Below are 23,207 nucleotides of genomic sequence, written 5' to 3'. Positions count from 1 at the left end.
TCAGGCGATGGCGCGGACGGCGCGAAGCGCGTCGATCTCGGCAGCCGAGAATCCGGCATCCCGCAGCACGGCCTCGGTATGCTCGCCGCGCAACGCGGGCGGGCTGCCGATCGCGGCCGGGGTCGCGCTGAAGCGCGGCGCCGGGCTCGGCTGCACCACGCCGTCCCGCACCGCGAAGGTGCCGCGCTCGGCATTGTGCGGATGGGCGGGCGCTTCCTCCATGTCCAGCACCGGCGCGACGCAGGCATCGGTGCCCGCGAAGAGCGCCGCCCAATCGTCCCGCGTGCGGGTCAGGAAGATGCCGGCAAGCTTTGCCTTCAGCCCCGGCCAGGTGGAGGGCGTCATTCGGTCGGGGAAATCCTTGGCGTCCAGGCCCAGCTTCTCGCAGAGCAGGGCGAAGAATTGCGGCTCGATCGGCCCGACCGAGAGCCAGCGGCCATCGGCGCAGGCATAGGTGTCGTACCAGGGGGCCGCGCCATCCAGCATGTTGACGCCGCGCTCGTTCCGCCAGCGGCCGCGCGCCTTCATGGCGTAGATCGGCGCCATCAGCAGCGCCGCGCCATCCACCATCGCGGCATCCACCACCTGGCCGCGGCCGGTGGATTTCGCGCTCAGCAGTGCCGCCAGCAGGCCGACCGCCAGCAGCATGCCGCCACCGCCGTAATCGCCGACGAGGTTGAGAGGCGGCACCGGACGTTCCCCCGGCCGGCCTATGGCCCAGAGTGCGCCGGTCAGCGCGATGTAGTTCATGTCATGGCCAGCGGATTGCGCCAGCGGCCCGTCCTGGCCCCAGCCGGTCATCCGGCCATAGACCAGGCGTGGGTTGCGCCCGAGGCAGGGATCTGGCCCGAGGCCGAGCCGCTCCATCACTCCGGGGCGGAAGCCCTCGATCAGTGCATCAGCGCTTTCGACGAGCCGCAGCGCCGCGTCGATCGCCGCCGGCGATTTAAGATCGAGCGCGATGGAGCGGCGGCCGCGGCCTGTGAAATCCTCCCGGCTGCCGGGTGGTCCCTCCGCCCGCTCGACCCGTACAACCTCGGCGCCCAGATCGGCCAGCACCATGCCGCAGAACGGCCCTGGCCCGATGCCGGCGAATCCCAGGATGCGCAGGCCGTTGAGCGGTCCCATTCGTTCCCTCCATTTGGAGGGAGACTAGCAGGCACCGCCCGCAATGCCAGCGCTCCTGCGTCAAGCCTCGCTGGTCTCGCCGCCGGCGGTGCGGGCACCGCCACGCTGCTGGCCGCCCAGCCGTCCCGCCTCGCTCGCCTTCCCGCGGTCATTGGCGAAGTTGGCCGGATTGTTCTGCCGGCCCTGATGCGTGCCGCCGATATGCCCAGCCTCACGCGCCTTCGCAGGATCATTGGCGAAATCTCGCCGGGTTGTTTCCCTTGCCCTGGTGCACGCCGCCGAGATGTCCGGCTTCGCGCGCCCGGTCGCGGTTGTTGGCGAAATTGCCTGGATTGCTTGCGGCCCCTTGCCGCGAGCCGCCTATCTGGCCTGCCCGCGAAGCTTTCTCCCGATTGTTGGCGAAGTTGCCCGGATTGTTGTTCCGGTTGCCGCCCTGCGGCGCATCGCCGCTGGAACCCGCCATGAAGCGTTCCTTCCTATTGCTCCTGATGCCGCCGGCTAGATGTCATGGCCGACAGCAATGCAACGCCCGTGGCATGCGCGGGATGCGTCGCCGCTTGTCCTCAGGCTGGAAGATGCGTGGCCGGATCAGCCTTGCCGTGCCTGCGGCGGCGGCATCTCGCGCGGGCCAGGCGGATTCTGCACCGGCAGTTCCGGGCCGGGCGTGGGCGCCGGTGGCAGCGGGCTCGGGCCGGGCGCGGGCGAGGGCGGGCCGGGCGGCATCGGCGGGATCTCGGGGCCGGGAAAGCCGGGCGGCGCGATCGGATCGGATGGTGGCATGAATGGATTTGCTCCGGATTGGTCCGGCCACAACGCGGGACCGGCCCGGCTGTTGCGCTACATCTTAACCCTTCAAGGCAGCGGACCGGGGCGCGGCTTCAACCACGACGCGCCAGGTGTCCCACGCGATGGCGCAAGGCCCACCTGTCGTGCGATAAGCGTTCCCCACCGCCTGATCCGGCGCTACGGGGAAGAGGCACCGTCGCATTGGTACAGCCGGCAGAACGGACTCCGCGATCCGAGCCTTTGGGCGCCCACCTGGCCTGCGCCGGCTGCGGCACCATGCTGGCGGCCACCGCGCGGTTCTGCAGCGAGTGCGGCTTGCGCCAGCAGGCTGGAGCATTGGCGCCACCGCTCGGCGTCCCGCGGCCGCGCGAGCTGCGGCCGATGACCGTGCTGTTCTGCGATGTCGTCGGCTCCGCAGCCATGGCGGCTGGCACTGACCCAGAGGAATCTGCCGAGGCGATCGCCCGCTTTTATCGGGCCACGGCTGAGGTGGTCGCGGCGCATGGCGGGCATCTCGGCCGGCTCGTCGGCGACGGCGTGCTGGTCTGCTTCGGCTACCCGGCCGCTCAGGAGAATGACGCGGAACGCGCGGTGCGCGCGGCGCTCGGCATCCTCGACGCGGTCGCGGCGCTGCCGCCGCGCTCGGGCCCGCGTCTGGCGGTGCGCATCGGCATCTCCACCGGCCTTGTCGTGGTCGCCGACGTGGCCGATACCGGCGACCCGCGCGACCTCGACATCTTCGGCGAGACGCCGAACCTCGCCGCCCGGCTACAGGCCCTGGCGGAGCCCGGCACCGCGCTGCTGTCGGACAGCGTGCGGCGCCAGGTCGGCGCGCTGTTCGATATCCGCGACCTCGGCCGGCACTTGGTCAAGGGTTGGCCGGACCCTGTCCCGGTCTGGCAGGTGCTCGGCGTCTCCCGCAGCCCCGACCGCTTCGCCGCCCGGGCCGCGGGCAGCATGCTGCCGATGCTCGGCCGCGGCGTCGCGCTCGACCGATTGCTGGCGCTGTGGCGCTCCGCCCAGGCCGGGCGGGGGCGCACGGTGCTGGTCACCGGCGAAGCCGGCATCGGCAAGTCGCGTCTGGTCGCGCAGCTACTGAAGGAGACCGAGAGCAGGACACTGGTCCGCTACTTCGCCGCACCGCATCAGCAGGGGATGCCGCTGCAACCGGTGCTGCAGCAGCTGGAACGCGACGGCCGCATGCATGCCTCGGACGGCCCGGCGCAGCGGATCGAGAAGCTGCGCGCCATGCTGCCCGACCTGCCGCCGACCGACTTCTCCCTGATCGCCGAGCAGATGTCGCTGCAAGGGCCGGGCCTCACCGCTATTCCGCCGATGTCGCCGCAGCGGCGGCGCGAACGGTTGCTGCAGGCCCTGGCGAGACGGGCTGGCCACCACCACGCGGCGGCGGCCGGTGCTGATGGTGCTGGAGGACGCGCACTGGGCGGATCCGACCACGCGCGAATTGCTGGCGCTCTGGGTCGAGCGCGTGCCGCGGCTGCCGGTGCTGGCGGTCATCACCGCGCGCCCCGAATCTGCCCCCGCCTGGCTCCGCGCGCCGGGGGTCGAGCGGCTGGCCCTGGCCCCCTGGCCGAGGCCGAGGCGGCCGAGCTGGTGCGCGGCATCGCTCGTGACGTCCCGCTGCCCGCGGCCATCGCCCGCGACATCCTGCGCCGCGCCGACGGTGTGCCGCTGTTCCTCGAGGAGCTGACCCGCGCGGTCACCGAGCAGATCGCCCAGGAGCGCGGCCTCGACCTCCGCCGCGCCGCAGCGAGCGCCGACGACGGACCGCGCGAGCGTGCCGGTCTCCCTGCACGCCTCGCTGTTGGCGCGACTTGACCGGTTGGGAGAGGCGCGGCGGGTGGCGGAGGTGGCGTCCGTCATCGGCCGGGAGTTCGACTCCGCACTGCTCGGCGCAGCACTGGAGCGCGAGAGGGAGTGCCTCGCTCCCATGCTGGAACGGCTGGTGGAGTCGCGCGTGCTGCAGCGGCGCGGCGGGCCTGGCGGCGAGATCTATCGGTTCAGCCATGCGCTGATCCAGGATGCCGCGCTCGGCATGCTGCCGCGCGAGCGCTACCGCGCACTGCATGCCCGGGTCGCCGCCATCATTGAGGAACGTTTCCCGGCGAGCGCCGCGGCGCAGCCGCAAGTCATCGCACATCACCGCACCGAGGCGATGCAGCCGGAGCAGGCGGCCGGCTGGTGGCAACGCGGCGCGCAGCAGGCGATGCGCCGCGGCGCGATGGAGGAGGCGCTGGTGCAGCTGCGCCGCGGCATCGCGCTGTTGCAGGCGCTGCCCGAAGACCCGGCCCATGCGCAGGCCGAGCTCGACATGCAGCTGCTGGCCGGCAGCGCGCTGCTGAGCTTGCGCGGGCACAGCGCGCTGGAGACCGGCCAGGCCTATGATCGCGCTCGCCACCTGGCCGAGCGGCTGCCGGGTCAGCCGCAGCTGCGGAACGCCATGCATGGCCAATGGAGCCATGCCTGGATGCGCGGCCATATCGGCCTCGCGCTCGAGCGGGCAGAGGCGCTGCTCGGCCAGGCCCAGGCCCGCGAGTCGCATGGCGGTCTGGCCATCGCCTGGAGCGCGATGGGACATTCGCAGTTCATCCTCGGCCGCTTCCCCGAGGCATTGGAAAGCCTGGAGCGCGGCCTGGAGTACGAGGCGAAGACCGAGCGCGACCGGCGCTACGGGCTTGCCCTGCAGGCCACGGTGATCAGCACGCGCTGCTACTCCGCTTGGGCGCGCACCTTCATGGGACGGCTGGCCGAGGCGCGCCGCGACCTGCTGGCGACGCTGGCGGCGGCCGAGACCGCCGCCTTCCCCTTCGCCGTCGCCAACGCGCATTACGCGCTGGGACGCTACGACTACGACACCGGCGCGGATGAGGCCTGCCTGGCCCGGCTCCGCACGACCGTCGCGCTCTGCGAGGAGCACGGCATCGAATACCTGGCAATGGCGGCGAAGGCGATCATCGGCCTGCTGCTCGGCCGCCACGGCGACCATGCCGGCGGCCTCGCCCTCGTGCGGGAGGCGGTGGCCTGGAACCGGGCGGCGGAGGCGCTGACCTTCGTGCCGAACTACCTCGGCATGGAAGCGAAGCTGACGGCGCGGGCCGGCGATCCCTGGGGCGCGCTGGACGGGATGTCGGAGGCCTTCGCGATGATGGCCGAGAGCGGCGCGCGCTGGGAGAGCTCCGTGCTGCTGCGGCAGCATGGCGAGATCCTCGGCCGCGCCGGGCGGGCGGAAGCGGCGGAGGCGCATTTGCGCGCCGCGGTAGCGACGGCGGAGGCGCAACAGGCGACGCTGTTCCGGCTTCATGCGGCGATCCCGCTGGCGGCGCTGCTCGCCCGGACCGGGCGCGGCGAGGCGGCGCGTGCGACGCTCGATGCGGCGCTGGCGCCCCTGGCCGTGGCGGAGGAGCCGGTGGTGCTGCGCGCCCGCGCGGCGCTGGCGGTGCTTCAGCCCTTGCCGTAGCTGATGCCCATGCCGGCCGAAGGATCGTTCTGGATGCCATAGGACGGGATGGGGTAGCGAATTCCGTTCTTCGCCAGCGCCTTCATCCCGTCCACCGCCTGCCGCAGATCGGCCGGCTTCAGCGCCATCAGCATCTCCTCGTCCGGCACGCCGCCGTAGCGCCGCTCGGCGAAGCAGGGCAGGGAAAGGCTCGGCTCACCGGTCGCCAGGGCACGGCCCCAGCTATCGGCACAGGCGGTCTCGCCCACCACGGACCATTCGAACTTGCGGTAGTTGCGATACTGCAGCCCATTGATGAGGATGATCATCTGCCCGGGCGTGGCATAAACCATGACGATGTCCGGCGGGTCGAGCCGGCCACTCTCGAGCGGGCTGACCGCCATGGCCTGGAAGCGGCCGTGCGGCACGCAGGTCAGCGCCTCCTGCCGCGCCTGCGCATCCTGCTGGGTGCCGTGCCAGACGCCGACATATTTCTCGCCGCGGCGCCAGTCCTCGTCCTGCGGCGCCAGGCCGATCACCGCCTGGCATTGCGCGCCGACCAGGTCGGCCGCCGTGATGCCCACGGTCCAGCCAAGCCGCGAAGCCATCGAGACGATCTGGTCCGTGGTGTGCTTCGTCTTCGGCCGGCGGATGCGCGGGATCGCCTCCATCTCCGCCACCGTCTCGAACAGCTTCATGCCGATGACCGTGGTCTTCAGCCGCAGCAGGGCGTTCGAGCTCTGGCCAGCAGGCGTTGCGTCTCGTTCGGTTCCGTCCCGGACATGCCGGCTTCTCCCTATTCCACGCGCAGGTTGGCGGCACGGATCACCGTGCCCCACTTGTCCAACTCCTCGCCGATCAGCGTCGCCATCGGCGCCGGCCCGCGGGTCCAGACCGTGGCGCCGGCACGCCGGATGCGCTCCGCCGTGTCGGGGCTCTCGGCGATGCGGATGATCGTCGCCGAGAGCCGGTCGCGGATCGGGGCGGGCAGCGCGGCCGGCCCTACGAAGCCGAACCAGACATAGACCTCGACGCCGGGGAAGCCGGCCTCCGCGAAGGTCGGCACGTCCGGGAGGGCCGGGTCGCGCTCGGTGCCGGTCACGGCAAGCGCTCGCATCCGGCCATCTTGCACATGCGGCAGGACATTCGGCAGATTGTCGACCGACAGGGTGATCCGGCCGCCCAGCAGGTCGGCCAGCCCCGGCGCGCTGCCGCGATAGGGCACATGCGTGATGTCAGTGCCGGTGCGCGCCTTGAAGAGCTCGGCCGCCAGGTGCGGGCTGCTGCCGGCGCCGGAGCTGGCGAAGCTGAGCTGCCCGGGCCGGGCCTTCGCCGCCGCCACCAGCTCCGCCACGCTGCGGATCGGGTTGTCGGCCCGCACCACCAGCGCATTCATCACCCGCGCCACCACCGCGATGGGCGAGATCCTTGCGCGAATCATATCCGGTATTGGCGAAGAGGAAGGGGTTCATGCAGAGGTTGGCGGTATTGGCGACGACGATGGTGCCGCCATCCGGCGCCGCCTGCGCCGTCGCTGCCAACGCGAGCGAGCCGCTGGCACCCGGCCGGTTCTCCACCAACCCGGGCTGGCCGAGCATGTCCTGGAAGCGTTCGCCGATCAACCGGCCGAGCGCGTCGTTGATCGCGCCCGGAGTGTAGGGGATCAGGATCCGCACCGGCTTGTCGGGCGTCCAGCTTCTGAGCGCGCGCCGGCAACGTAAGCAGGGCAGGGGCGGCGAGCAGCATGCGGCGGGCCAGGCGCATCGGTGGTATCCTCCCGGATTGTTGCCGGGCAGGCTACACCGATCGCAGCCGTTGCCGCAGTTCGAATTTCTGGATCTTGCCGGTGCTGGTTTTCGGCAAGGGCCCGAAGGTGACGCGCTTCGGGCATTTGAAATGCGCCAGCCGCTCGCGGCACCAGGCGATCACCTCGGTCTCGGTCGGCGGGGCCTTCTCCGGGGCGAGGGTGACGAAGGCGTGCGGCACCTCGCCCCATTTCTCGTCCGGCTGCGCCACCACCGCGGCTTCCATGATGGCCGGGTGGGCGTAGAGGACTTCCTCGACCTCGAGGGTCGAGACGTTCTCGCCGCCCGAGATGACGATGTCCTTGGCGCGGTCCTTGACCTCGATATAGCCGTCCGGGTGCATTACGCCGAGATCGCCGGTGTGGAACCAGCCGCCGGCGAAGGCCTCCCGGTTGGCGGCCGGATTGCGGAGGTAGCCCTTCATCACGGTGTTCCCGCGCAGCATCACCTCGCCCAGCGTGGTGCCGTCGCGCGCCACCGGCGCCATGGTGCCGGGGTCGAGCACCGTCGCTTCCTCGAGCATCGGGTGGTTGACGCCCTGTCGGGCCATGAAGGCGGCCCTGTCAGCCAGCGGCATCTCCTCGAACCCCGGCTGCCAGAGGCAGATGGTCGCCGGGCCGTAGCATTCGGTGAGGCCGTACAGATGCGTCACCGCAAATCCCATGCGCTCCATCTGCGCGATGACCGGGGAGGGCGGCGCGGCACCGCCGGTGGCGATGGCGACGGCCTCCGCCGGGCGCCGCTTCACCGCGTCCGGCGCGTGGATCAGCATGGTCAGCACCACGGGGGCAGCGCACATATGCGTCACGCCGTGCTCGGCAATGGCGGCGAAGATCGCCTCCGGCCGCACATTGCGCAGGCAGACATGCGTGCCGCCCTGTAGCGTGACGGCCCAGGTATAGGTCCAGCCGTTGCAGTGAAACATCGGCAGCGTCCAGAGATAGACGCTACGCGGGTTCAGCCCGAAGGCCAACGCATTGCCGCAGGCATTCAGGTAGGCGCCGCGATGATGCGTGACGACGCCCTTCGGGTTGCCCGTGGTGCCCGAGGTGTAGGAGAGCGCGATCGCCTCCCACTCGTCCTCCGGCAGGCGCGGAGGCCGATGCGGATCGGCGCCGGCGAGGAAGGCCTCGTAGTCGGTCGGGCCGAGTGGCGCGCCGGCGGGCGCTTCGGTGTCGACGATGTCGACCACGGGCGGCGGCGACTCCATCGCGGCCAGGGCCAGGCCGGCGACGCCGCTGTATTCGCGGTCCACCAGCAGCAGCTTCGCCCGGCTGTGCTGCAGGATGAAGCCGATCGCCGCGGCGTCGAGCCGGATGTTGATGGTCAGCAGGATCGCGCCGGCCATCGGCACGCCGTAATGCGCCTCCAGCATCTCCGGGATGTTCGGCGCCAGCACCGCGACGACGTCGCCGGGCATGATGCCGGCGCCATGCAGGGCCGCGGCAAGGCGGCGGCTGCGCTCCGCCATCTGCGCATAGGTGGTGCGCCGCGCGCCATGGATGATGGCGACGCGCTTCGGGTAGATCCGTACCGCCCGCTGCAGGAAGGAGATGGGCGAGAGCGGCACGTGGTTCGCGGCCAGTTGCGGCAGCGTGTTCGGATCGTCCATCGGTACTCTCCTAGCCCGCCTTGCCGAGCGCCCTGGGCGCGCTGACGCCGCAGCGCAGCCGGGTCAGCGCCAGCAGGGCGGCGGCCATCGAGGCATGGGTCGCCGTGCCGGGATCATGCGCGCCGGCGCGGATGTCGCGCGACAGGCGTCGCAGCAGGTCGTCCGCCTCTCCGGCGGGGGCGGCCATCGCCGCCCGCAGCGCGGCCAGGGCCGGCGCGGGGTCGGCCACCGCTTCGCGCCGGGCGACGGCCATGGCATTGGCGACCATCCGTGCGTGGAAGCGCTGCGCCTCCGGCAGATGCGGCAGCAGCTCCTTCAACAGGACCTCGCGCGCGGTGTCCAGCAGGTTGCCGCCATCCGGCCGTTCCAGCATCAGGCGATCCCCGTCATGCGCAGCACGTCCATCTCGAGCTCCGGCACGATATGGCCGGTCAGCGCGAGTTCCAGGCTGGTGTCGCCGGACAGGTGCCGCCCCGCCTGGTCGGCGGCGACGACGGCCCAGCGAATGGTCGCCGCCAGCTCCCACCACACCACGCGGTCATGCTGCACGGTGCGGCCGCTGGCCGCCTCGTAGCCTGCGTAGAAGGCGGCGCGCGGGCCGATGCCGCCGGCCTCCTGCGCCAGCGCGCCGAAGCGCCAGCAGGGCGCGCAGAACCAGCCATGGTCGGCATGCGGGTCGCCCCAGGCGGCGAATCCCAGTCGAGCACCGCCGAGACCCGGTCGCCCTGCGCCATGTAGTTGCCGGTGCGGAAGTCGTTGTGGTTCAGCACGGTCTCACCCGGTGGCGGCGCGGTGCGTTCCAGGTGCCGAAGCCCCCATTCCAGCACGGGCCGCGGCGTGCCCGCGGCATCCAGCGCGGCGCGCTGCGCGGCGATGAAGGCGGCATGCGCATCGGCCGGCGGGTCGCCGAGGAAGGGCAGGTCGGCGCGCGGCGGGTGGATGCTGTGGATGCGCGCCAGCTCGCGGCCGAGCGCCTCGGCCAGCGCCGTGCCCTGCGCGGCGCGGACCAGGCGATGGCCGGCGGCGATGCCCTCCACCCGCTGCATGACGAAGAAGGGCGCGCCGGTGACGTCCCGCGTGGTGCAGCAGAACAGCGGCGCCGGCACTGCGACGCCGGCGGCGTGCGCCGCCTGCAGCAACGCGAATTCCGCCGTGCGCGGATGCGAGACGGCGAGCACCGCGGCATTGTCGGTGCGCAGCACCCAGCGCTGCGGCGTGCCGCCGAGCGTCACGTCGAGCGCCCAGTTCTGCTGCACGGCGCCGCCCGAGAGCAGCCCCATGCCGGCGATGGAGACGGGCGCGCCGGCCGCGGCGCTCAACCAGGCGGCGAGGCGGGCACGGGCCGGCTCATCCACGCCCGGCGCCCCAGTTGAAGAAGTCCTTGCCCTGCCGGCGGAGGAAGTTGGTCAGCACCATGCGGTGTACCTCGGAGGCGCCATCGACCAGCCGGGCCTGGCGGGCATAGCGGTACATCCACTCGACCGGCGTGTCCTTGGAATAGCCGCGTGCGCCGAGCAGCTGCAGCGAGGTGTCGACCGCCTTGTGCAGCGCATCGGCTACCACGACCTTGGCCATGGAGATCTCCTTCCGCGCGAGACTCCCGTTGTCCAGCAGCCATGCGGCGCGCATGGTCAGCAACCTGCCTATATCGAGCTCCATCGCCGCCTGGCCGATCAGCTGCTGCACGCTTTCCTTGTCGATGAGCGTCGCGCCGAAGGCCTTGCGCGTCTCGATCCGCGCCATGGCAATCTCCAGCGCGCGGCGGCCCATGCCGGTCCAGCGCATACAGTGCGTAAGTCGCGCCGGGCCTAGCCGGATCTGTGTCGCGCGCAGCCCGTCGCCGACATTCATCAGCACGTTGTCGTCGGAGATCTCGAGCCCGTCGAATTCCAGCTCGCAATGGCCGCCATGCTCCTCCGGCCCCATGATCGGGATGCGGCGGATGATGCGCCAGCCCGGCTGGTCGGCATGGAACAGGAAGGCGGTCAGGCCGTTGCGGTCGTCCTTTCCGGTGCGGGCCATGAGGATGAAGTGCTTCGCCGATTCCGCCCCGGTGATGTAGTGCTTGCGGCCATAGATGCGCCAGCGGTCGCCGACGCGCTCAGCCCGCGTGTAGGTCATCGACGGGTCGCTGCCGCAGCCGTCGGGCTCGGTCATGGCGAAGGCGCTCTGCACCTTGCCGTCGATGATGGGCTGCAGCCAGCGCTCCTTCTGCGCCTCGGTTCCAACCATGTTCAGCAGGCGCATGTTGCCGTCATCCGGCGCCGCGCCGTGGAAGACCACGGGGCCGAAGATGCTGCGGTTCATCTCCTCGTAGCAGGCGGCGAGCGTCACCATGTTCTGTCCGCCGCCGCCGCGCTCCTGCGGCATGTTGAGCGCCCAGAGCCCCTTGGCCTTCACCTCGGCCCGCAGCGTCTCCAGCAGCGGCCTGGCGATGTTCTCGTGCTCGTCATAGCTCGCCGGATCGGCTTCCAGTGGGATGATCCGCTCCTCGACATAGGCGCGAATTCGCAGGCGGAGCTCGTCGGCTTCGGGCGAAAGGGCGAAATCCATCGGCGTAGTCCTAAAGCGGGTTCACGGAATGGCCGCCATCCACAACCAGCGTCGCGCCGGTCATGTGCGTGCCGGCAGCGGAGGCGAGGAGCAGCAGCGGCCCGGTCAGGTCCTGCGGCTGGCCGAGCCGGCGCTGCGGCACCCGTCGCACCACCGCCTGCCCGGCCTCGGAGGCGAAGAATTCGGTGTTGATCGGTGTCTCGACGTAACCGGGGCAAAGCGCATTCACGCGGATGCCGTAGCGGGCCAGTTCCACCGCCATCTGCTTCGTCATCTGCACCAGCCCGGCCTTGGAGGCGGTGTAGCCGACGACGCCCTGCAGGATGCGCAGGCCGCCGATCGAGGCGATGTTGACGATGCTGCCGCCGCGCTTCGCCACGACGAGACGGCGCGCGCCCTCGGTCGCCACCAGGAAGCAGCCGCGCAGGTTGACGTCCAGCACGTTGTCCCAGTCCTGCTCCGTCTGCTGCAGCAAAGGGCGGCTGACGGCGATACCGGCATTGTTGACAATGATGTCGCAGGGCGCGCCGAAGGCGGCTTCCGCCGCGTCATAGGCGCGGGCGACCGCGGCGCTGTCGGTGACGTCCAGCGCCACCGCGGCGGCTCGCGGCCCAAGCTCGGCGGCCAGTGCTTCCAGCGCCGCCGTCCGACGCGCCGCCAGCACGACGCTGGCGCCGGCGGCGTGCAGCACGCGGGCGAAATGCGCGCCAAGCGCGCCGGATGCTCCGGTAACGAGCGCCGTGGCGCCCTGAAGCGAGAAGATCTGCGCCGGATCGGTCATGCTGCCCGGGATGGCCGGTCTTCCCGCCGTCCCTTTCCTCCCAAGGAATGCCAGAGCCGCAATTGACCACCGCCCGGCCGGTGCGGCAAGCCGGGCTGGACGCGCATTCAGGATCGGGCCGTCGCCACTTCGCCTTCGATCGCGGCCAGCAGACGCGCCGGGAAATGGCGCGGGATCGGTCGCCGATCAGCACGATGCGGCTGCGGTGATCTCCGGCCGGCCAGGCGTCCAGCCACTCCAGCGGATGCACCATGTGCTGGATAGCGTGCAGCACGGCCGGCCGTTCCGGCTGCTCGGTGAGCGCGACCAGGCCCTTGAGACGCAGCAGGCGGGCGCCTGCATGTTCCGCCAGTCCCTGCAGCCAGAGCGTCAGCGCGAGCGCCGGGATCGGCGCCTCGCGCTCGATGACGCAGGAGGCCAGGCCGGTGGTATGGCGCGCCGCCCAGTCCGGCAACTCGGCCGGGCGCGGTGCCGGGGCGAAGAGCCATTCGGGGTCGGTCGCGCCCCGAATCGCCTGTCGCAGCGGCGCGGCAGGGTTAAGCGCGCGGATCGCGGCCTCGGGCGGCGCGGCCAGGTCCGGCTTGGTGACCAGGATGCGGTCGGCCAGCATCACCTGCCGCTGCGCCTCCGGGTGGCGCCCAAGCGTCGCCTCGCCATGCAGCGCATCGACCAATGCGACCACGCCGTGCAACGCATGCGTCGCGCCGAGGGCTTCGTTGGTCATCAACGCGTGCAGGATCGGGGCCGGGTCGGCCAGGCCCGAGGTCTCGATGAGAACCCGGGCATAGCGCGGCACCTCGCCGGCCTCTCGTCGCCGCAGCAGGTCCAGCAGCGTCTGCGTCAGGTCGTCCCGCACCACGCAGCAAAGGCAGCCGGTGGATGCGCTGATGAAGCTTTCCTCGCTGGCGGCGATCAGATCGTGGTCGAGCGGGATCTCGCCGGATCGTTGACGATGACGGCGCTGTCGGCCCAGGCGGGATCGCACAGGATGCGGCGCAGCAGGGTGGACTTCCCGACGCCGAGGAAGCCGGTGACGACCGAGATCGGGATCATGCGTCTGGTCGCGCCACACGCAGCCGCCGTGCCTCGCCCGCGCCGGCACCGACCGCATTGCGCAGCGTGCGCAGCAGGCCGAGCACCGAGGTGCAGGGGCGGCGCTGGCCGGGGCGTTCCAGCCACCAGCGGACCGGCAGGTCCGCGGCGGCGGCGGGGTGGACCGCTAGCGGGGTGCCGTCGGGAGCGGTGAGGGAAACGCCCACGCCGGCGACCTTCGGCCGCGCCGCGATCTCCCACAGGGTGAGCGCATCGGCCACCAGGTCGCGCAGTTCCGGCGGCGTCATGCGCTACAGCGCGGCGCCGGCGCGGATCTCGGCGGGGATGCGGCGTGGCAGCCAGGCGCCGCCCTTCGCATCACCCAGCCAGCGGTCGTTCTCCACCACGACCTTGCCGCGCAGGATGGTCATGCAGGGCCAGGCATCGACTTGGCGGCCTTCCCAGGGGCTGTAATCGGCCTCGTGCATCGCCTCGGCCCGGACCGTACGCTTGAGCGCGGGGTCTAGAATGCAGATATCCGCATCCGCCCCAGGCGCGATGGCGCCCTTGCGCGGATAGAGGCCCATCACCTGCGCCGCATTGGTCGAGACCGCGTTGACGAACTGCCGGAGTGTGAAGCCGCGCTTGCCGACCATCTCGGAATACATCAACGCGACGCGCGGCTCGACGCCGGGATTGCCGCCGGTGGTGTCGTCGATCCGGCTGCCCTGGGTCTTGACCGAGAGCGAGCAGCAAAGCTCGTCGGTGGCGATGCAGCCGATGGTGCCGTCCATCGCGCCGCGCCACAGCTCTTCCTGGTCGGCCTGCGACTTCAGCGACGGATAGGTGTGGTACATTTGGCCGTTCGGGCGCTTGTAGTCCTCCTGCGTGTAGAGCATGTACTGGTGCAGGCTTTCGCCGTAGACGGCCTGGTTCTTCGAGCGCGCCTCGCGGATCGCGCGTACGCCGTTGCCGGCCGAGACATGCAGCATGTACAGCGCGGTGCCCGGGACATGCTCGGCCAACTTCAGCACGCGGCGGAAGGACAGGTCCTCCGACAGGGTGTTGTGCACCTCGGCCATGTTCTCGAAGCCGGCGCGGCCTTCGCGGAACAGCTTGGCGTACATGTGCATGACGATGTCGTTGTCCTCGGCATGAATGACGCCGAGGCCGCCCTTCTTCGCCAGCACCTGGAAGACCTCCCAGATGTCGCCGAAGTCCACCATCCGCCCCTTGCGGGACGGCGTGATGTCGGTGGTGAAGATCTTGACCGAGGCATGGCCGGCCTCGATGGCCTCGCCCAATTGTCCGGGGATCTCCGGGCCGAGGTCGCCCTCCACCATCGTGTGCAGCGCCCAGTCGCAGGGGCAGCCGTCGCCGGTCCATGCGGCGATGCGCTGCTCAATCGCGCCCTGCACGGTCTGGCCATGCATGACGCGGGTGAAATCGATGATGGTGGTCGTGCCGCCGAACAGCGCCGCCTTGCCCACCACGGAGGGTCCCTGGGTCAGCGTCGGCTCGCCGCTCGGCACCACGACGGGCCAGAGGCAATGGGTATGCGGGTCGATTCCGCCGGGCATGACGATCTTGCCGGTCGCGTCCACCAGCCGGGCTCCGGCCGAGAGCGGGAAGGCCCCGCGTTCCGCCACCGCGACGACCCGGCCGCCGGCGATCGCCACGTCCGCCGGGCCGATGCTGTGCGGCGTAACCACGCAATCCCCGGTGATGACCAGATCGACCATTGCCCGTTCCCATCCCTCGCGCGCCGCGATGCTGCGACGCAAGCGGCGTCGGCGCAAGGCTTGCCGGGCCGCGAGGGGTTGGGGAATATGGACCATGGCACGCACGCTGTTCGACAAGATCTGGGATGCCCATGTGGTCGCCGATCTCGGCGAGGGCTGGGCCCTGCTGCATATCGACCGGGTGCTGCTGCACGACCTGTCCGGCGCGCGGGCGCTGTCGGAGGTCGTCGAGCGCGGCCATGCCCTGGCACGGCCGGATCTGGTCTTCGCCACGCCGGACCATGCCGTCTCCACCGCGCCGGGCCGGACCAGCGAGACCTTCGCGGGCGGCGCGCGGACCCTGGCGAGCCTGCGCAGGCGGGCGGCTGAGACCGGCATCCGGCTGTACGACCTCGGCCAGCCGGGCAACGGCATTGTCCATGTCATGGCACCGGAGCTTGCCATCGTCCTGCCCGGCGTGACGCTTGTCTGCGGCGACAGTCATACCTGCACCAATGGCGGCGTCGGCGCGCTGGCCTTCGGTGTCGGCGCCAGCAAGCTGACGCATGTGCTGGCGACGCAGACGCTGATTCAGCACCGGCCGCGCAACATGCGCATCCGCTTCGAGGGCAGTCTGCCGTCCGGTGTCACGGCGAAGGACATGATCCTTCACGCCATCGGCCGCTACGGCACCGCCGCCGGCACCGGCTATGCGGTGGAATATGCCGGCAGCGCGGTGCGGGCGCTGCCGCTCGAGGCGCGGCTGACGCTCTGCAACCTCTCGATCGAACTCGGCGCCAAGATGGGGCTGGTGGCGCCGGACGAGACGACCTTCGAGTTCATCGCGGGGCGGGAATTCGCGCCCAGGGGCCGCGCCTGGGACGCCGCGCTGGCCGACTGGCGCGCGCTGCCGAGTGACGCCGAGGCGCATTTCGACCGCGACCACCGGATCGAGGCAAGCGAGATCGCGCCGCAGGTCACCTGGGGCACCAGCCCGGAGCAGGTGGTGGCGGTGGGCGAAGCGGTGCCGCAGCCGCGCGATGCCGGCGAGCGCGCCGCGCTGGACTATATGGGGCTGGAAGCCGGCCGGCCGATCGCCGGGACGAAGGTCGATTGGGTCTTCATCGGCTCCTGCACCAACTCGCGCCTTTCGGACCTGCGCGATGCCGCCGCGGTGCTCGGCGGGCGGCGCATGGCGCCCGGCGTCACCGCCTGGGTGGTGCCGGGATCGGAAACCGTGAAGCGCGAGGCCGAGGCGGAAGGGCTGCATCGCCGCTTCCTCGAGGCGGGCTTCGAATGGCGCGAGCCGGGCTGTTCGCTCTGCGTCGCGGCGAACGGGGAATCGGTGCCGGCGGGCTCGCGCAGCGCTCTCCACCAGCAACCGCAATTTCGTCGGCCGCCAAGGCACCGGGGCGCGAACCCATCTGGCGAGCCCGGCCATGGCTGCCGCCGCGGCGCTGGCAGGCGCCATCGTCGATGTGCGGGAATGGGCGTGATGGAGAAGTTCGCCACCGTCACCGGCATCGCCGCGCCTTTGCTCTGGGCTAATGTCGACACCGACATGATCATCCCGGTGCAGCGCCTGGTCGGCAGCGGCCGCCAGGGGCTCGGCCAATACGGGTTCGAACGCTTTCGCGATCGGCCAGATTTTCCGTTGGACAAGCCGCCGTTCCAAGGCGCGCCGATCCTTTTGGCAGGCGAGAATTTCGGCTGCGGCTCTTCCCGCGAGGGCGCGGTCTGGACGCTGATGGGCATGGGCCTGCGCTGCGTCATCGCGCCGAGCTTCGGCGACATCTTCCACAACAACTGCTTCCAGAACGGGCTGCTGCCGGTGCGCCTGCCTATCGATATCATCCAGCGCATGGCGGCGGCGATGGAGGAGGGCCCCGGCAATGCCCGCGTCACTGTCGACCTGGAGAAGCGGGTGGTGGTGACGCCCTGGGGCGAGGCGGTCCCCTTCGCCGTCGATGCCCGCAAGCGGGAGGCGCTGTTGAGCGGCCTCGACGAGATTGCCCAGACCCTGCAGCGGGCGGCGGAGATCACTGCCTGGCAAGCGCGGGACAGGGCGGCGCGCGGTTGGGCCTGGGACAGCCTCGGCCGCGGTTGAGCCTCAGGCGACCGTGCGGCCCAGCTTCGCCGCATAGCGCTCCGCGAAGCGCGGGACCGCCGCGGGGTTGATGATCCGTGGCGGCAGCTTGCCCTTGGCGGCATCGGCGAAGGCCAGCGCGGCGATGCGGGTGATGTTCGCCCGGCTCTCATGCGTCACGCCCGCGGTGTGCTGGGTGACGATCACGTTGTTCATGTGCAGCAGCGGGTGGTCCGGGTTCGGCGGCTCCTGCTCCCATACGTCGAGCCCGGCGCCGGCCAGGGTGGCCGTTGCGCAGCGCCTCGTGCAGCGCCGGCTCGTCATGGATGTTGCCGCGGGCGGTGGTCACGAAGATCGCGCCCTTGCGCATCCGCGCGAAGCTGGTGCCGTTCAGCAGGCTGCGGCTCTCAGGCGACAGCGGCAGGTGCAGGCTGACCACGTCGCTCTCGGCCAGCAGCTCCGGCATCTCCACCTTGCGGGCGCCGCGCGCTTCGATGGTGGCGGCGTCCAAGTAAGGGTCGCAGGCCAGCACGGGGCAGGAGAAGGCGAGCCGGACGATCTCCGCCACCCGCGTCCCGACATTGCCGATGCCGACTAGCCCGACGGTGCGGTGCCGCAGCTCCCGGCCCATCAGCGCGTTGCGGTCGCGCGCCCGGCCCGCGCGCATCGCAGCACCCGCCTCCGGCATCCGCTTCAGCAGCGCCAGCATCATGCCGACCGCATGCTCCGCCACGCCCTCGGCATTGCCACCGGCCTGGTTCACCAGAAGCACCCCAGCTTCGGTGCAGGCCTTGGGATCGACCGGATCGTAGCCGGCGCCGGTGCTGCCGACCATGAGCAACCCCGGCAGCTGCGCCAGGAAGGCCGCGTTGACATGGAAGGGCTTCGGCAGCTCGTCGCGCGAGGCCATGCAGTAATAGGCGTCGACCCCGCGCAGCGCCTCCATCACGCCGGCCTCCGGCTGATCCAACGGGATGCGGACCACCTCCAGCTCCGGGTGCTGCGCCGCAGTCTCCAGGAAGGACGGGTGCGGCACGTGGGACAGGTAGCCGACTCGGAAGGCCATGCTTGCGTTTCCTTTGGAGGTTGGCCCGGTTGTATCCCGCGGCCCAGCCAGCGAAAAGTCGCGCAGGCGAGGAATCCATCGCCCTCCTGGCGCGTTGCGGCCCCGCATGCAGCGCGCCCTCCGCAGCCATCAGCAGCTCCTGGCCGGCGTGGTGGAGGCGATCGCGACCGGGCAGACCGACCTGCGCGACATCCTCGCCGCGGTGACCCCGGGCGGCGGCAAGAGCCTGCTGCCGGTGATCGCCGCGGCGCGGCTGATGGCGGCAGGCCTGGTCGAGCGGGTCTGCTGGATCGTCCCGCGCGACAGCCTGCGCCTGCAGGCGGAGGAAGCCTTCGCCGACCCCGCCTGGCGCGACGCGCTGAGCCACGCCGTCTCGGTCCGCGCCGCCGAGAATGCGCCCGACCCCTGCCGCGGGCTGCAGGGCTGGATCACCACGTACCAGGGCGTCGCCGCGGCGCCCGAGCTGCACTTGGCGGAGTTCCGTCGCCACCGCACGCTGCTGGTGGTGGACGAGGTGCACCACCTGCCGGCCGAGGCCGTCCCGGATGCGCCGGAGGAGGCCGCCTGGTCCCGCGCAATCCTGCCGCTGCTCGAGACCGCCGCGGTCCGCCTGCTGCTGTCGGGCACGCTGGAACGCGCGGATGGGCGGCCGATCCTCTGGCTGCCCTACCGCAAGGGCCAGGGAACGCGGACGCGGGAGGTCGACCTCGCCGCGCCCGGCTTCGCCGTCATCGGCTACAGCCGCGCCCAGGCGCTGGCGGAGAAGGCCGTGCTGCCGGTCGATTTCGGCGCCCTGGACGGGGAGGCCGAATGGCTGGACGAGGCGCGCCGCCGGACCGGACCGCACCCCGTCTCGGGCCCGCCCGAGGTCGGCCGCGCCGCGCTCTTCACTGCGCTGCGCACCGGCTTCGCCCGCGACCTGCTTAGGCGCGCCTTCGCCGCGACGCGCGACCTGCCGGGCCGAACGCCGAGCCCGGCTCGGCCTGCCGGCGGGCGAGACCGCGATGGGCCTCGGCAAGCTGCTGGTGGTGGCGCCGGACCAGGAGAATGCGCGGCAATACCTGGCTTGGCTGCGCGACTGGCTGCCGCGCGGCCAGGCGGAGACCGCGGCGCGCATCGCCACCTCCGACGAGCGCGACGCGCAGGAGGTGCTGGCCGCCTTCCGGTTGCGGCCCGAACCCAGCGTCCTCGTCACCGTCGCCATGGCCTATGAGGGGCTGGATGCGCCCAGCGTCTCGGTCTGCGCCGCGCTGACCCATATCCGCTCCCGCGCCTGGCTGGAGCAGATGATCGCCCGCGCCACCCGCGTGGACTTCGCCGCCGGACCGTACGAGAGCCAGCGTGCGGTGGTGCTGCACCCAGACGACCTGCTGTTCCGCCGCTTCCGCGAGCGGATCGAGCGTGAGCAGGGCACGCTGGCCCGGATGAAGGCGCCGCGACGGCAGGGGGAGCTGCCGATCGTCCCGGAAGGGGTGCGGGAGCCGGCGATCATCCCACTGGCGTCCAATGCCACGGCGCTGCACTGGCACCGGCTGGCGCCGGGGCCCGGACTCGCCGCCGCCAGACCGGAGCAGGCGCCGCCGGCGGAGACGCCCTCCGCCCGGGAGCGCGCGCTGCGCGGCCGCATCGCCCAGCTGGTCGCCGCCCAGGTGCTGGAGGACGAGGGCGGCCTCCGCATCCGCGCGCGGCGGCGTCGCCCAACACGCCTATGCCGCGGCGCTGAAGCGGATCATGGGCAAGGGGCGGGCGGAGATGTCGCTGGCCGAGCTGGAGGCGACGCTGGCCTGGCTGGAGCGCAACCGCATCGCCGATCATCTCCAGGTGCTGGAAGGGGATGCCCGCTACGGCTGGAGCGTGCGGCAGCGCCGCTTCGACTTCCGCTCGGGCCCCTAGCAACCACGGTGCCCGCTCCGGGTTCTTCCCGCACCGTTCCGGCCGGGCCGGAACCGCAGCGAGGAGGAAGCCCCATGCGCATCCCGAAAGCCGCCTTCGCCTGTTGCCTTGCCCTGCTGGCCGCACCCGCCTGGGCCCAGGAATTCCGGGGGGCCGGCCGCACAGGCGCCGAGCGGCGAGAATGTCCAGACCTCCCCGTCCGCCACCCCGGCGCCCGTCGCGGTGCCGGATGCGGCGCCGCCGGCGACCCGGCCGCGCGAGGCCGGCGCGGTGGTGCCGATCCCCACTTGGCTCGACCGCAACGGCAACCTGGTGGAGACGCATCCCAATACCTATGGCGATCCCGACCGGATGGATGCGGGCAAGCCCTTGACCCCGATGCCCTGGGGCTCGGTCGCCGGCACGGTGGCTGGGATGAATGCCGGCCCGGCCTACCGGCCACTGGCGCCCGGCGACATCGTGGCCACCCGGCCGCGGATGGGCGCAGGCAAGTCCTTCACCTGGCTGCCGGAAGGCGCGTTGCCCGGCCAAGTGCCCGGCATGCAGGCCGGGCCGGGGCAGGGGCCGCTCTCGCCGCCCGGCTAGACCTCCCGGGCGAAGCCGACCAGCGCCGATGCCGTCGCCGCCGGCTGTTCCGGCAGCAGGGCGTGCCCGGCATCGGCGACGACGGTCAGGGAGACCTGCTCGCCCAGCGCCTCCCGCAACTGCGCCAAGCTTGGCACGGGGGCGATGGTATCCTCGGCCGCAGCGACATAGAGCGTGCGGTGCCGCTCCGCTACGCGGCGCCAGCGCTGGTCGGTGGCCGCCGTCGCTGCCCGCTGCATGCGGGCGACGGGCGGGTGCCAGCCGGAGAGCCAGACGCTGGCGTCATGCCCCGGCGCGAAATAGCCGCGCTGCAGATGCGCCAGCCGCTCGGCCGCGGACAGGGCCGGGTCGAAGCTGCCGTCGATCGAGGCGCGGATCGCCGGGTCGAGATTGGTGGTCACCGAGGCAGCCAGCAGCGCCACCCTACGCACCAAATCAGGCCGGGCGGCCGAGAGCGCCCGCGCCACCCAATTGCCGAAGGCATGGCCCGCGACGATGGCGGGGCCGGTGCCCTCCGCCTCCAGCACCGCTGCCGCGTCCTCCGCCAGGTCATAGAGGGTCAAGCCTTCCATCGGCCCGCTCGACCGGCCGATGCCGCGTGGGTCGGGGCACAGCACGCGGAAGCCGGCCGTGGCGACCAGCGGCGCGACCTCGGCGAAATCCTCGGCGCCGCGGCCGAGCGAAGCCAGCAGCAGCATGGCCGGGCCCTGGCCCACCGCCCGGTAGCCGGTCCGCGCCGCCCCGCGCGGAACGATGCGCTCCTCCATCTTGGTCCCCCATACCTCATGCGGGGACTATCCCGCGCGGCCCGCCGGCGCGCTAGGCTGGCCGGAAAGGGAGGATCCCGCCGATGGACGGAGCCATGCCGCCAGACCGCTTCGACCCCTGGCCGCCCGGCATCGAGCCCGCAGTGCCGATCGAGGGCTATGCCAATACCTTCACCCATACCCCGGCTCTCGCGCCGATCCGCCGTCCGGCGACGCGGACCGAGATAACCGGCCCGACAGAGCTCTGGCGCAAGCTGCCTTGCGGCGACGACAACCTGGCGGTGGTCGGGCCCGGCCGCATGGCGCAGGGCCAGCTGATCCATATCGCAGGCCACATCCTGGACGAGGACGGCCGCCCGGTCCGCGGCGCGGTGGTCGAGCTCTGGCAGGCGAATGCCGCCGGCCGCTACTTTCACCCGAACGACCAGCGCGACGCGCCGCTCGACCCGAATTTCATCGGCAATGGCCGGATCCGCACGGACGGGGAGGGTCGCTACGGCTTCTTCACCATCAGGCCCGGCGCCTATCCGGTGCCGGCACCGGGTGTCTGGTGGCGGCCACCGCATGTGCATTTCTCGGTGCTCGGCCCGGCAACGTTGTCCCGGCTGGTGACGCAGATGTACTTCCCCGGGGATCCGCTGAACCCGCTGGACCGAGATCCTCATGTCGGTGCCGGACGCGGCGGCGCGGGAGCGGCTGGTGGCACGGCCGATCCCGCCCGTGGAGGTCGGCCTCGGCTGGCTCGGCTACCGCCATGACATCGTGCTGCGCGGCCGCGCCGCAACCCCGGTGCTGCCATGAGCCCGCGGCCCCCGACCTCGGCCCATACCATCGGGCCATTCTTCCCGCAGACCTTTTTCCGGGCGGGCGACAACGACCTGGCGCGGATGACCGCCGAGGCGGCGCCCACCACGCGCGGCGAGCGCATCCTGCTGCGCGGGCGGCTGCGGCGGGAGGGCGGGGTGCCCTGCGTCAACGCGATCCTGGAAGCCTGGCAGGCTGATGCGGCGGGCCGCTTCCGCCACCCGGCCGACCCCGAGGCCGCGCTGGCCGACCCGGATTTCCTCGGCTGGGGCCGCGCCTGGACGGATGCCAACGGGCGATATGAGTTCCGCAGCGTGCTGCCCGGCGGCTTCGCCGAGGGCAACCAGCGCCGCGCGCCGCATATTGACCTTTGGATCATGGCCAGCGGCCTGATGCGGCAGCTTCGCGACTACGGTCTACTTCGCCGATTTCGCCGCCGAGAACGCCGCCGACCCGGTACTGGCGCTGGTCCCGCCGGAGCGCCGGACGCGGCTGGTCGCGGTGGCGGATGGCGAGGCTGAGGGGATGCGGGTCTTCCGCTTCGACCTGCTGTTGCGCGGCGCGCCCGGGGCCGAGACGCCGTTTTTCGTGGAATAGGCGGGCCGGCGCCTATCCATCCACCCGTAGGATCTCGACCCCGGGGGGCGCCGTCAGCACCTCGCTGAAGGCATGCATCCAATCCTGCGCCTCGGTATCGCCGCCACGTTGGCGCAGTTGCTCAAGCTGGTCGAGGCTGGTCAGCTCGACCTCAAGTCGCAGGGCGGCGCCGCCCTGGCCACGGGTCAGCGGCACCAGCATCCGCGCCTTGAGGCCTCTGCCGGCCGCCGCCTCGACCTCGCGCCGGATGAAACCCATGGCCTGCTGCCGGTTCACCGGCAGCACGTCGTAGGAAAAGCGGGCCAGGTACATGGCTACGCCTCCTCCAGCGTGAAGCCGGCCTTCAGCGTGACCTGCATGTGGTCCACCTTGCCATCCTCGCCGACCGCACCGCGGATCTGCGTCACCTCGAACCAGCGCAGGTGGCGCAGCGTGGCGCCGGCGCGGGTGATGGCGGTCTGGATGGCATCGTCGATCCCTTGTTTCGAGGATCCGACCAGTTCCACCACCTTGTAAACATGCTCGGGCATCGCG

25 protein-coding genes and 3 pseudogenes are annotated in these 23,207 nt (G+C 71.6%); 9 read left to right on the top strand and 19 right to left on the bottom strand.

Translation table 11 applies throughout. The annotated features are described in order from the left end of the window. The 3 genes from ACQ86J_RS08880 to ACQ86J_RS08870 form a co-directional block, all read right to left on the bottom strand. Nucleotides 1-1,128, bottom strand: coding sequence for a CaiB/BaiF CoA transferase family protein (locus ACQ86J_RS08880; protein ID WP_431270830.1), 1,128 nt, complete (start codon nt 1,126-1,128; stop codon nt 1-3). Nucleotides 1,129-1,357: 229 nt separating this feature from the next. Beyond that, the gene (locus tag ACQ86J_RS08875; protein ID WP_431270829.1) at nt 1,358-1,591 is read right to left on the bottom strand and encodes a hypothetical protein; all 234 of its coding nucleotides are present in this window, start codon (nt 1,589-1,591) and stop codon (nt 1,358-1,360) included. Nucleotides 1,592-1,716: 125 nt separating this feature from the next. Further along, the gene (locus tag ACQ86J_RS08870; protein WP_431270828.1) at nt 1,717-1,908 is read right to left on the bottom strand and encodes a hypothetical protein; all 192 of its coding nucleotides are present in this window, start codon (nt 1,906-1,908) and stop codon (nt 1,717-1,719) included. Nucleotides 1,909-2,190: 282 nt separating this feature from the next. Here ACQ86J_RS08870 and ACQ86J_RS08865 point away from each other — a divergent pair, with 282 nt between their 5' ends. Beyond that, nucleotides 2,191-3,753 carry an adenylate/guanylate cyclase domain-containing protein gene (locus ACQ86J_RS08865; protein ID WP_431270827.1) on the top strand — a complete coding sequence of 521 codons (1,563 nt, stop codon included), beginning with the start codon at nt 2,191-2,193 and terminating at the stop codon, nt 3,751-3,753. Continuing rightward, complete coding sequence (locus ACQ86J_RS08860) at nt 3,713-5,392, top strand: ATP-binding protein (protein ID WP_431270826.1); 1,680 nt, start codon at nt 3,713-3,715, stop codon at nt 5,390-5,392. Before ACQ86J_RS08865 ends, ACQ86J_RS08860 begins: the two co-directional genes overlap by 41 nt. Here ACQ86J_RS08860 and ACQ86J_RS08855 read toward each other — a convergent pair. From ACQ86J_RS08855 to ACQ86J_RS08805, 11 genes and pseudogenes are all read right to left on the bottom strand, one after another. Beyond that, nucleotides 5,377-6,069, bottom strand: a complete 693-nt coding sequence (locus ACQ86J_RS08855; RefSeq protein WP_431270825.1) for a DUF169 domain-containing protein — start codon at nt 6,067-6,069, stop codon at nt 5,377-5,379. The two genes, ACQ86J_RS08860 and ACQ86J_RS08855, sit on opposite strands and share 16 nt — an antisense overlap. 98 nt (nt 6,070-6,167) lie before the next feature. Further along, a pseudogene (locus ACQ86J_RS08850) lies at nt 6,168-6,969 on the bottom strand (Bug family tripartite tricarboxylate transporter substrate binding protein). Nucleotides 6,970-7,168: 199 nt separating this feature from the next. Then, entirely contained in the window at nt 7,169-8,788 is a 1,620-nt protein-coding gene (locus ACQ86J_RS08845) for an acyl-CoA synthetase (RefSeq protein ID WP_431270824.1), read from the bottom strand. A gap of 10 nt (nt 8,789-8,798) precedes the next feature. Beyond that, the gene (locus ACQ86J_RS08840) at nt 8,799-9,161 is read right to left on the bottom strand and encodes a DUF6285 domain-containing protein (protein ID WP_431270823.1); all 363 of its coding nucleotides are present in this window, start codon (nt 9,159-9,161) and stop codon (nt 8,799-8,801) included. 58 nt (nt 9,162-9,219) lie between these two features. Beyond that, nucleotides 9,220-10,143 carry a phosphotransferase family protein gene (locus tag ACQ86J_RS08835; protein ID WP_431270822.1) on the bottom strand — a complete coding sequence of 308 codons (924 nt, stop codon included), beginning with the start codon at nt 10,141-10,143 and terminating at the stop codon, nt 9,220-9,222. Continuing rightward, a complete protein-coding gene (locus ACQ86J_RS08830) occupies nt 10,136-11,341 on the bottom strand; it encodes an acyl-CoA dehydrogenase family protein (RefSeq protein WP_431270821.1) in 1,206 nt (401 codons plus the stop codon). The genes ACQ86J_RS08835 and ACQ86J_RS08830 overlap by 8 nt, the downstream gene beginning before the upstream one ends. Before the next feature lie 10 nt (nt 11,342-11,351). Continuing rightward, the gene (locus ACQ86J_RS08825) at nt 11,352-12,122 is read right to left on the bottom strand and encodes an SDR family NAD(P)-dependent oxidoreductase (protein WP_431270820.1); all 771 of its coding nucleotides are present in this window, start codon (nt 12,120-12,122) and stop codon (nt 11,352-11,354) included. A 238-nt stretch (nt 12,123-12,360) separates the two neighbouring features. Further along, a pseudogene (locus tag ACQ86J_RS08820) lies at nt 12,361-13,011 on the bottom strand (CobW family GTP-binding protein); the annotation flags it as partial. Nucleotides 13,012-13,034: 23 nt separating this feature from the next. Next, entirely contained in the window at nt 13,035-13,175 is a 141-nt protein-coding gene (locus tag ACQ86J_RS08815) for a GTP-binding protein (RefSeq protein WP_431270819.1), read from the bottom strand. Further along, the gene (locus ACQ86J_RS08810) at nt 13,172-13,462 is read right to left on the bottom strand and encodes a hypothetical protein (RefSeq protein ID WP_431270818.1); all 291 of its coding nucleotides are present in this window, start codon (nt 13,460-13,462) and stop codon (nt 13,172-13,174) included. The genes ACQ86J_RS08815 and ACQ86J_RS08810 overlap by 4 nt, the downstream gene beginning before the upstream one ends. A 3-nt stretch (nt 13,463-13,465) precedes the next feature. Further along, nucleotides 13,466-14,896 carry an amidohydrolase family protein gene (locus ACQ86J_RS08805; RefSeq protein ID WP_431270817.1) on the bottom strand — a complete coding sequence of 477 codons (1,431 nt, stop codon included), beginning with the start codon at nt 14,894-14,896 and terminating at the stop codon, nt 13,466-13,468. A 94-nt stretch (nt 14,897-14,990) separates the two neighbouring features. Here ACQ86J_RS08805 and leuC point away from each other — a divergent pair. Together leuC and leuD are read left to right on the top strand one after the other, a co-directional pair. Continuing rightward, nucleotides 14,991-16,371: pseudogene (gene leuC / locus ACQ86J_RS08800) on the top strand (3-isopropylmalate dehydratase large subunit). Then, complete coding sequence (leuD, locus tag ACQ86J_RS08795) at nt 16,362-16,982, top strand: 3-isopropylmalate dehydratase small subunit (RefSeq protein ID WP_431270816.1); 621 nt, start codon at nt 16,362-16,364, stop codon at nt 16,980-16,982. Before leuC ends, leuD begins: the two are co-directional and overlap by 10 nt. Before the next feature lie 3 nt (nt 16,983-16,985). Here leuD and ACQ86J_RS08790 read toward each other — a convergent pair whose 3' ends face one another. Beyond that, entirely contained in the window at nt 16,986-17,243 is a 258-nt protein-coding gene (locus ACQ86J_RS08790) for an NAD(P)-dependent oxidoreductase (RefSeq protein WP_431272345.1), read from the bottom strand. Further along, nucleotides 17,131-18,027 carry an NAD(P)-dependent oxidoreductase gene (locus ACQ86J_RS08785; RefSeq protein ID WP_431270815.1) on the bottom strand — a complete coding sequence of 299 codons (897 nt, stop codon included), beginning with the start codon at nt 18,025-18,027 and terminating at the stop codon, nt 17,131-17,133. Before ACQ86J_RS08785 ends, ACQ86J_RS08790 begins: the two co-directional genes overlap by 113 nt. A gap of 106 nt (nt 18,028-18,133) precedes the next feature. Between ACQ86J_RS08785 and ACQ86J_RS08780 the strand changes: the two genes are divergently transcribed. From ACQ86J_RS08780 to ACQ86J_RS08770, 3 genes are all read left to right on the top strand, one after another. Further along, entirely contained in the window at nt 18,134-19,240 is a 1,107-nt protein-coding gene (locus tag ACQ86J_RS08780; protein WP_431270814.1) for a DEAD/DEAH box helicase, read from the top strand. A gap of 518 nt (nt 19,241-19,758) precedes the next feature. Further along, nucleotides 19,759-19,920 carry a hypothetical protein gene (locus tag ACQ86J_RS08775; protein WP_431270813.1) on the top strand — a complete coding sequence of 54 codons (162 nt, stop codon included), beginning with the start codon at nt 19,759-19,761 and terminating at the stop codon, nt 19,918-19,920. 222 nt (nt 19,921-20,142) lie between these two features. Then, on the top strand, nt 20,143-20,505 hold the full coding sequence (locus tag ACQ86J_RS08770) for a hypothetical protein (protein WP_431270812.1): 363 nt from the start codon (nt 20,143-20,145) through the stop codon (nt 20,503-20,505). Here ACQ86J_RS08770 and ACQ86J_RS08765 read toward each other — a convergent pair. Next, the gene (locus ACQ86J_RS08765) at nt 20,502-21,272 is read right to left on the bottom strand and encodes an alpha/beta fold hydrolase (RefSeq protein WP_431270811.1); all 771 of its coding nucleotides are present in this window, start codon (nt 21,270-21,272) and stop codon (nt 20,502-20,504) included. The two genes, ACQ86J_RS08770 and ACQ86J_RS08765, sit on opposite strands and share 4 nt — an antisense overlap. Nucleotides 21,273-21,355: 83 nt before the next feature. Here ACQ86J_RS08765 and ACQ86J_RS08760 point away from each other — a divergent pair, with 83 nt between their 5' ends. Next, entirely contained in the window at nt 21,356-22,030 is a 675-nt protein-coding gene (locus ACQ86J_RS08760) for a protocatechuate 3,4-dioxygenase subunit beta (RefSeq protein WP_431270810.1), read from the top strand. 39 nt (nt 22,031-22,069) lie between these two features. Then, nucleotides 22,070-22,597, top strand: a complete 528-nt coding sequence (locus ACQ86J_RS08755; protein WP_431270809.1) for a hypothetical protein — start codon at nt 22,070-22,072, stop codon at nt 22,595-22,597. An 88-nt stretch (nt 22,598-22,685) separates the two neighbouring features. Here ACQ86J_RS08755 and ACQ86J_RS08750 read toward each other — a convergent pair whose 3' ends face one another. Together ACQ86J_RS08750 and ACQ86J_RS08745 are read right to left on the bottom strand one after the other, a co-directional pair. After that, entirely contained in the window at nt 22,686-22,985 is a 300-nt protein-coding gene (locus ACQ86J_RS08750; RefSeq protein ID WP_431270808.1) for a hypothetical protein, read from the bottom strand. A gap of 2 nt (nt 22,986-22,987) precedes the next feature. Next, the gene (locus ACQ86J_RS08745) at nt 22,988-23,203 is read right to left on the bottom strand and encodes a dodecin (RefSeq protein ID WP_431270807.1); all 216 of its coding nucleotides are present in this window, start codon (nt 23,201-23,203) and stop codon (nt 22,988-22,990) included. Nucleotides 23,204-23,207: the final 4 nt, after the last annotated feature.

Source organism: Dankookia sp. P2 (assembly GCF_050632255.1).
In the GTDB taxonomy this organism is placed as follows: Bacteria; Pseudomonadota; Alphaproteobacteria; order Acetobacterales; family Acetobacteraceae; genus Paracraurococcus.
This window is presented reverse-complemented; position numbering and strand designations above follow the sequence as displayed.

What these genes read in the sequence shown, in the direction of transcription:
- ACQ86J_RS08880 (WP_431270830.1), bottom strand. Translation starts at nt 1,128, where the DNA reads ATGGGACCGCTCAACGGCCTGCGCATCCTGGGATTCGCCGGCATCGGG.
- ACQ86J_RS08875 (WP_431270829.1), bottom strand. Translation starts at nt 1,591, where the DNA reads ATGGCGGGTTCCAGCGGCGATGCGCCGCAGGGCGGCAACCGGAACAAC.
- ACQ86J_RS08870 (WP_431270828.1), bottom strand. Translation starts at nt 1,908, where the DNA reads ATGCCACCATCCGATCCGATCGCGCCGCCCGGCTTTCCCGGCCCCGAG.
- ACQ86J_RS08865 (WP_431270827.1), top strand. Translation starts at nt 2,191, where the DNA reads ATGCTGGCGGCCACCGCGCGGTTCTGCAGCGAGTGCGGCTTGCGCCAG.
- ACQ86J_RS08855 (WP_431270825.1), bottom strand. Translation starts at nt 6,069, where the DNA reads ATGAAGCTGTTCGAGACGGTGGCGGAGATGGAGGCGATCCCGCGCATC.
- ACQ86J_RS08845 (WP_431270824.1), bottom strand. Translation starts at nt 8,788, where the DNA reads ATGGACGATCCGAACACGCTGCCGCAACTGGCCGCGAACCACGTGCCG.
- ACQ86J_RS08840 (WP_431270823.1), bottom strand. Translation starts at nt 9,161, where the DNA reads ATGCTGGAACGGCCGGATGGCGGCAACCTGCTGGACACCGCGCGCGAG.
- ACQ86J_RS08830 (WP_431270821.1), bottom strand. Translation starts at nt 11,341, where the DNA reads ATGGATTTCGCCCTTTCGCCCGAAGCCGACGAGCTCCGCCTGCGAATT.
- ACQ86J_RS08825 (WP_431270820.1), bottom strand. Translation starts at nt 12,122, where the DNA reads ATGACCGATCCGGCGCAGATCTTCTCGCTTCAGGGCGCCACGGCGCTC.
- ACQ86J_RS08815 (WP_431270819.1), bottom strand. Translation starts at nt 13,175, where the DNA reads ATGATCCCGATCTCGGTCGTCACCGGCTTCCTCGGCGTCGGGAAGTCC.
- ACQ86J_RS08810 (WP_431270818.1), bottom strand. Translation starts at nt 13,462, where the DNA reads ATGACGCCGCCGGAACTGCGCGACCTGGTGGCCGATGCGCTCACCCTG.
- ACQ86J_RS08805 (WP_431270817.1), bottom strand. Translation starts at nt 14,896, where the DNA reads ATGGTCGATCTGGTCATCACCGGGGATTGCGTGGTTACGCCGCACAGC.
- leuD (WP_431270816.1), top strand. Translation starts at nt 16,362, where the DNA reads ATGGGCGTGATGGAGAAGTTCGCCACCGTCACCGGCATCGCCGCGCCT.
- ACQ86J_RS08785 (WP_431270815.1), bottom strand. Translation starts at nt 18,027, where the DNA reads ATGGCCTTCCGAGTCGGCTACCTGTCCCACGTGCCGCACCCGTCCTTC.
- ACQ86J_RS08780 (WP_431270814.1), top strand. Translation starts at nt 18,134, where the DNA reads ATGCAGCGCGCCCTCCGCAGCCATCAGCAGCTCCTGGCCGGCGTGGTG.
- ACQ86J_RS08775 (WP_431270813.1), top strand. Translation starts at nt 19,759, where the DNA reads ATGGGCAAGGGGCGGGCGGAGATGTCGCTGGCCGAGCTGGAGGCGACG.
- ACQ86J_RS08765 (WP_431270811.1), bottom strand. Translation starts at nt 21,272, where the DNA reads ATGGAGGAGCGCATCGTTCCGCGCGGGGCGGCGCGGACCGGCTACCGG.
- ACQ86J_RS08760 (WP_431270810.1), top strand. Translation starts at nt 21,356, where the DNA reads ATGGACGGAGCCATGCCGCCAGACCGCTTCGACCCCTGGCCGCCCGGC.
- ACQ86J_RS08755 (WP_431270809.1), top strand. Translation starts at nt 22,070, where the DNA reads ATGAGCCCGCGGCCCCCGACCTCGGCCCATACCATCGGGCCATTCTTC.
- ACQ86J_RS08750 (WP_431270808.1), bottom strand. Translation starts at nt 22,985, where the DNA reads ATGTACCTGGCCCGCTTTTCCTACGACGTGCTGCCGGTGAACCGGCAG.
- ACQ86J_RS08745 (WP_431270807.1), bottom strand. Translation starts at nt 23,203, where the DNA reads ATGCCCGAGCATGTTTACAAGGTGGTGGAACTGGTCGGATCCTCGAAA.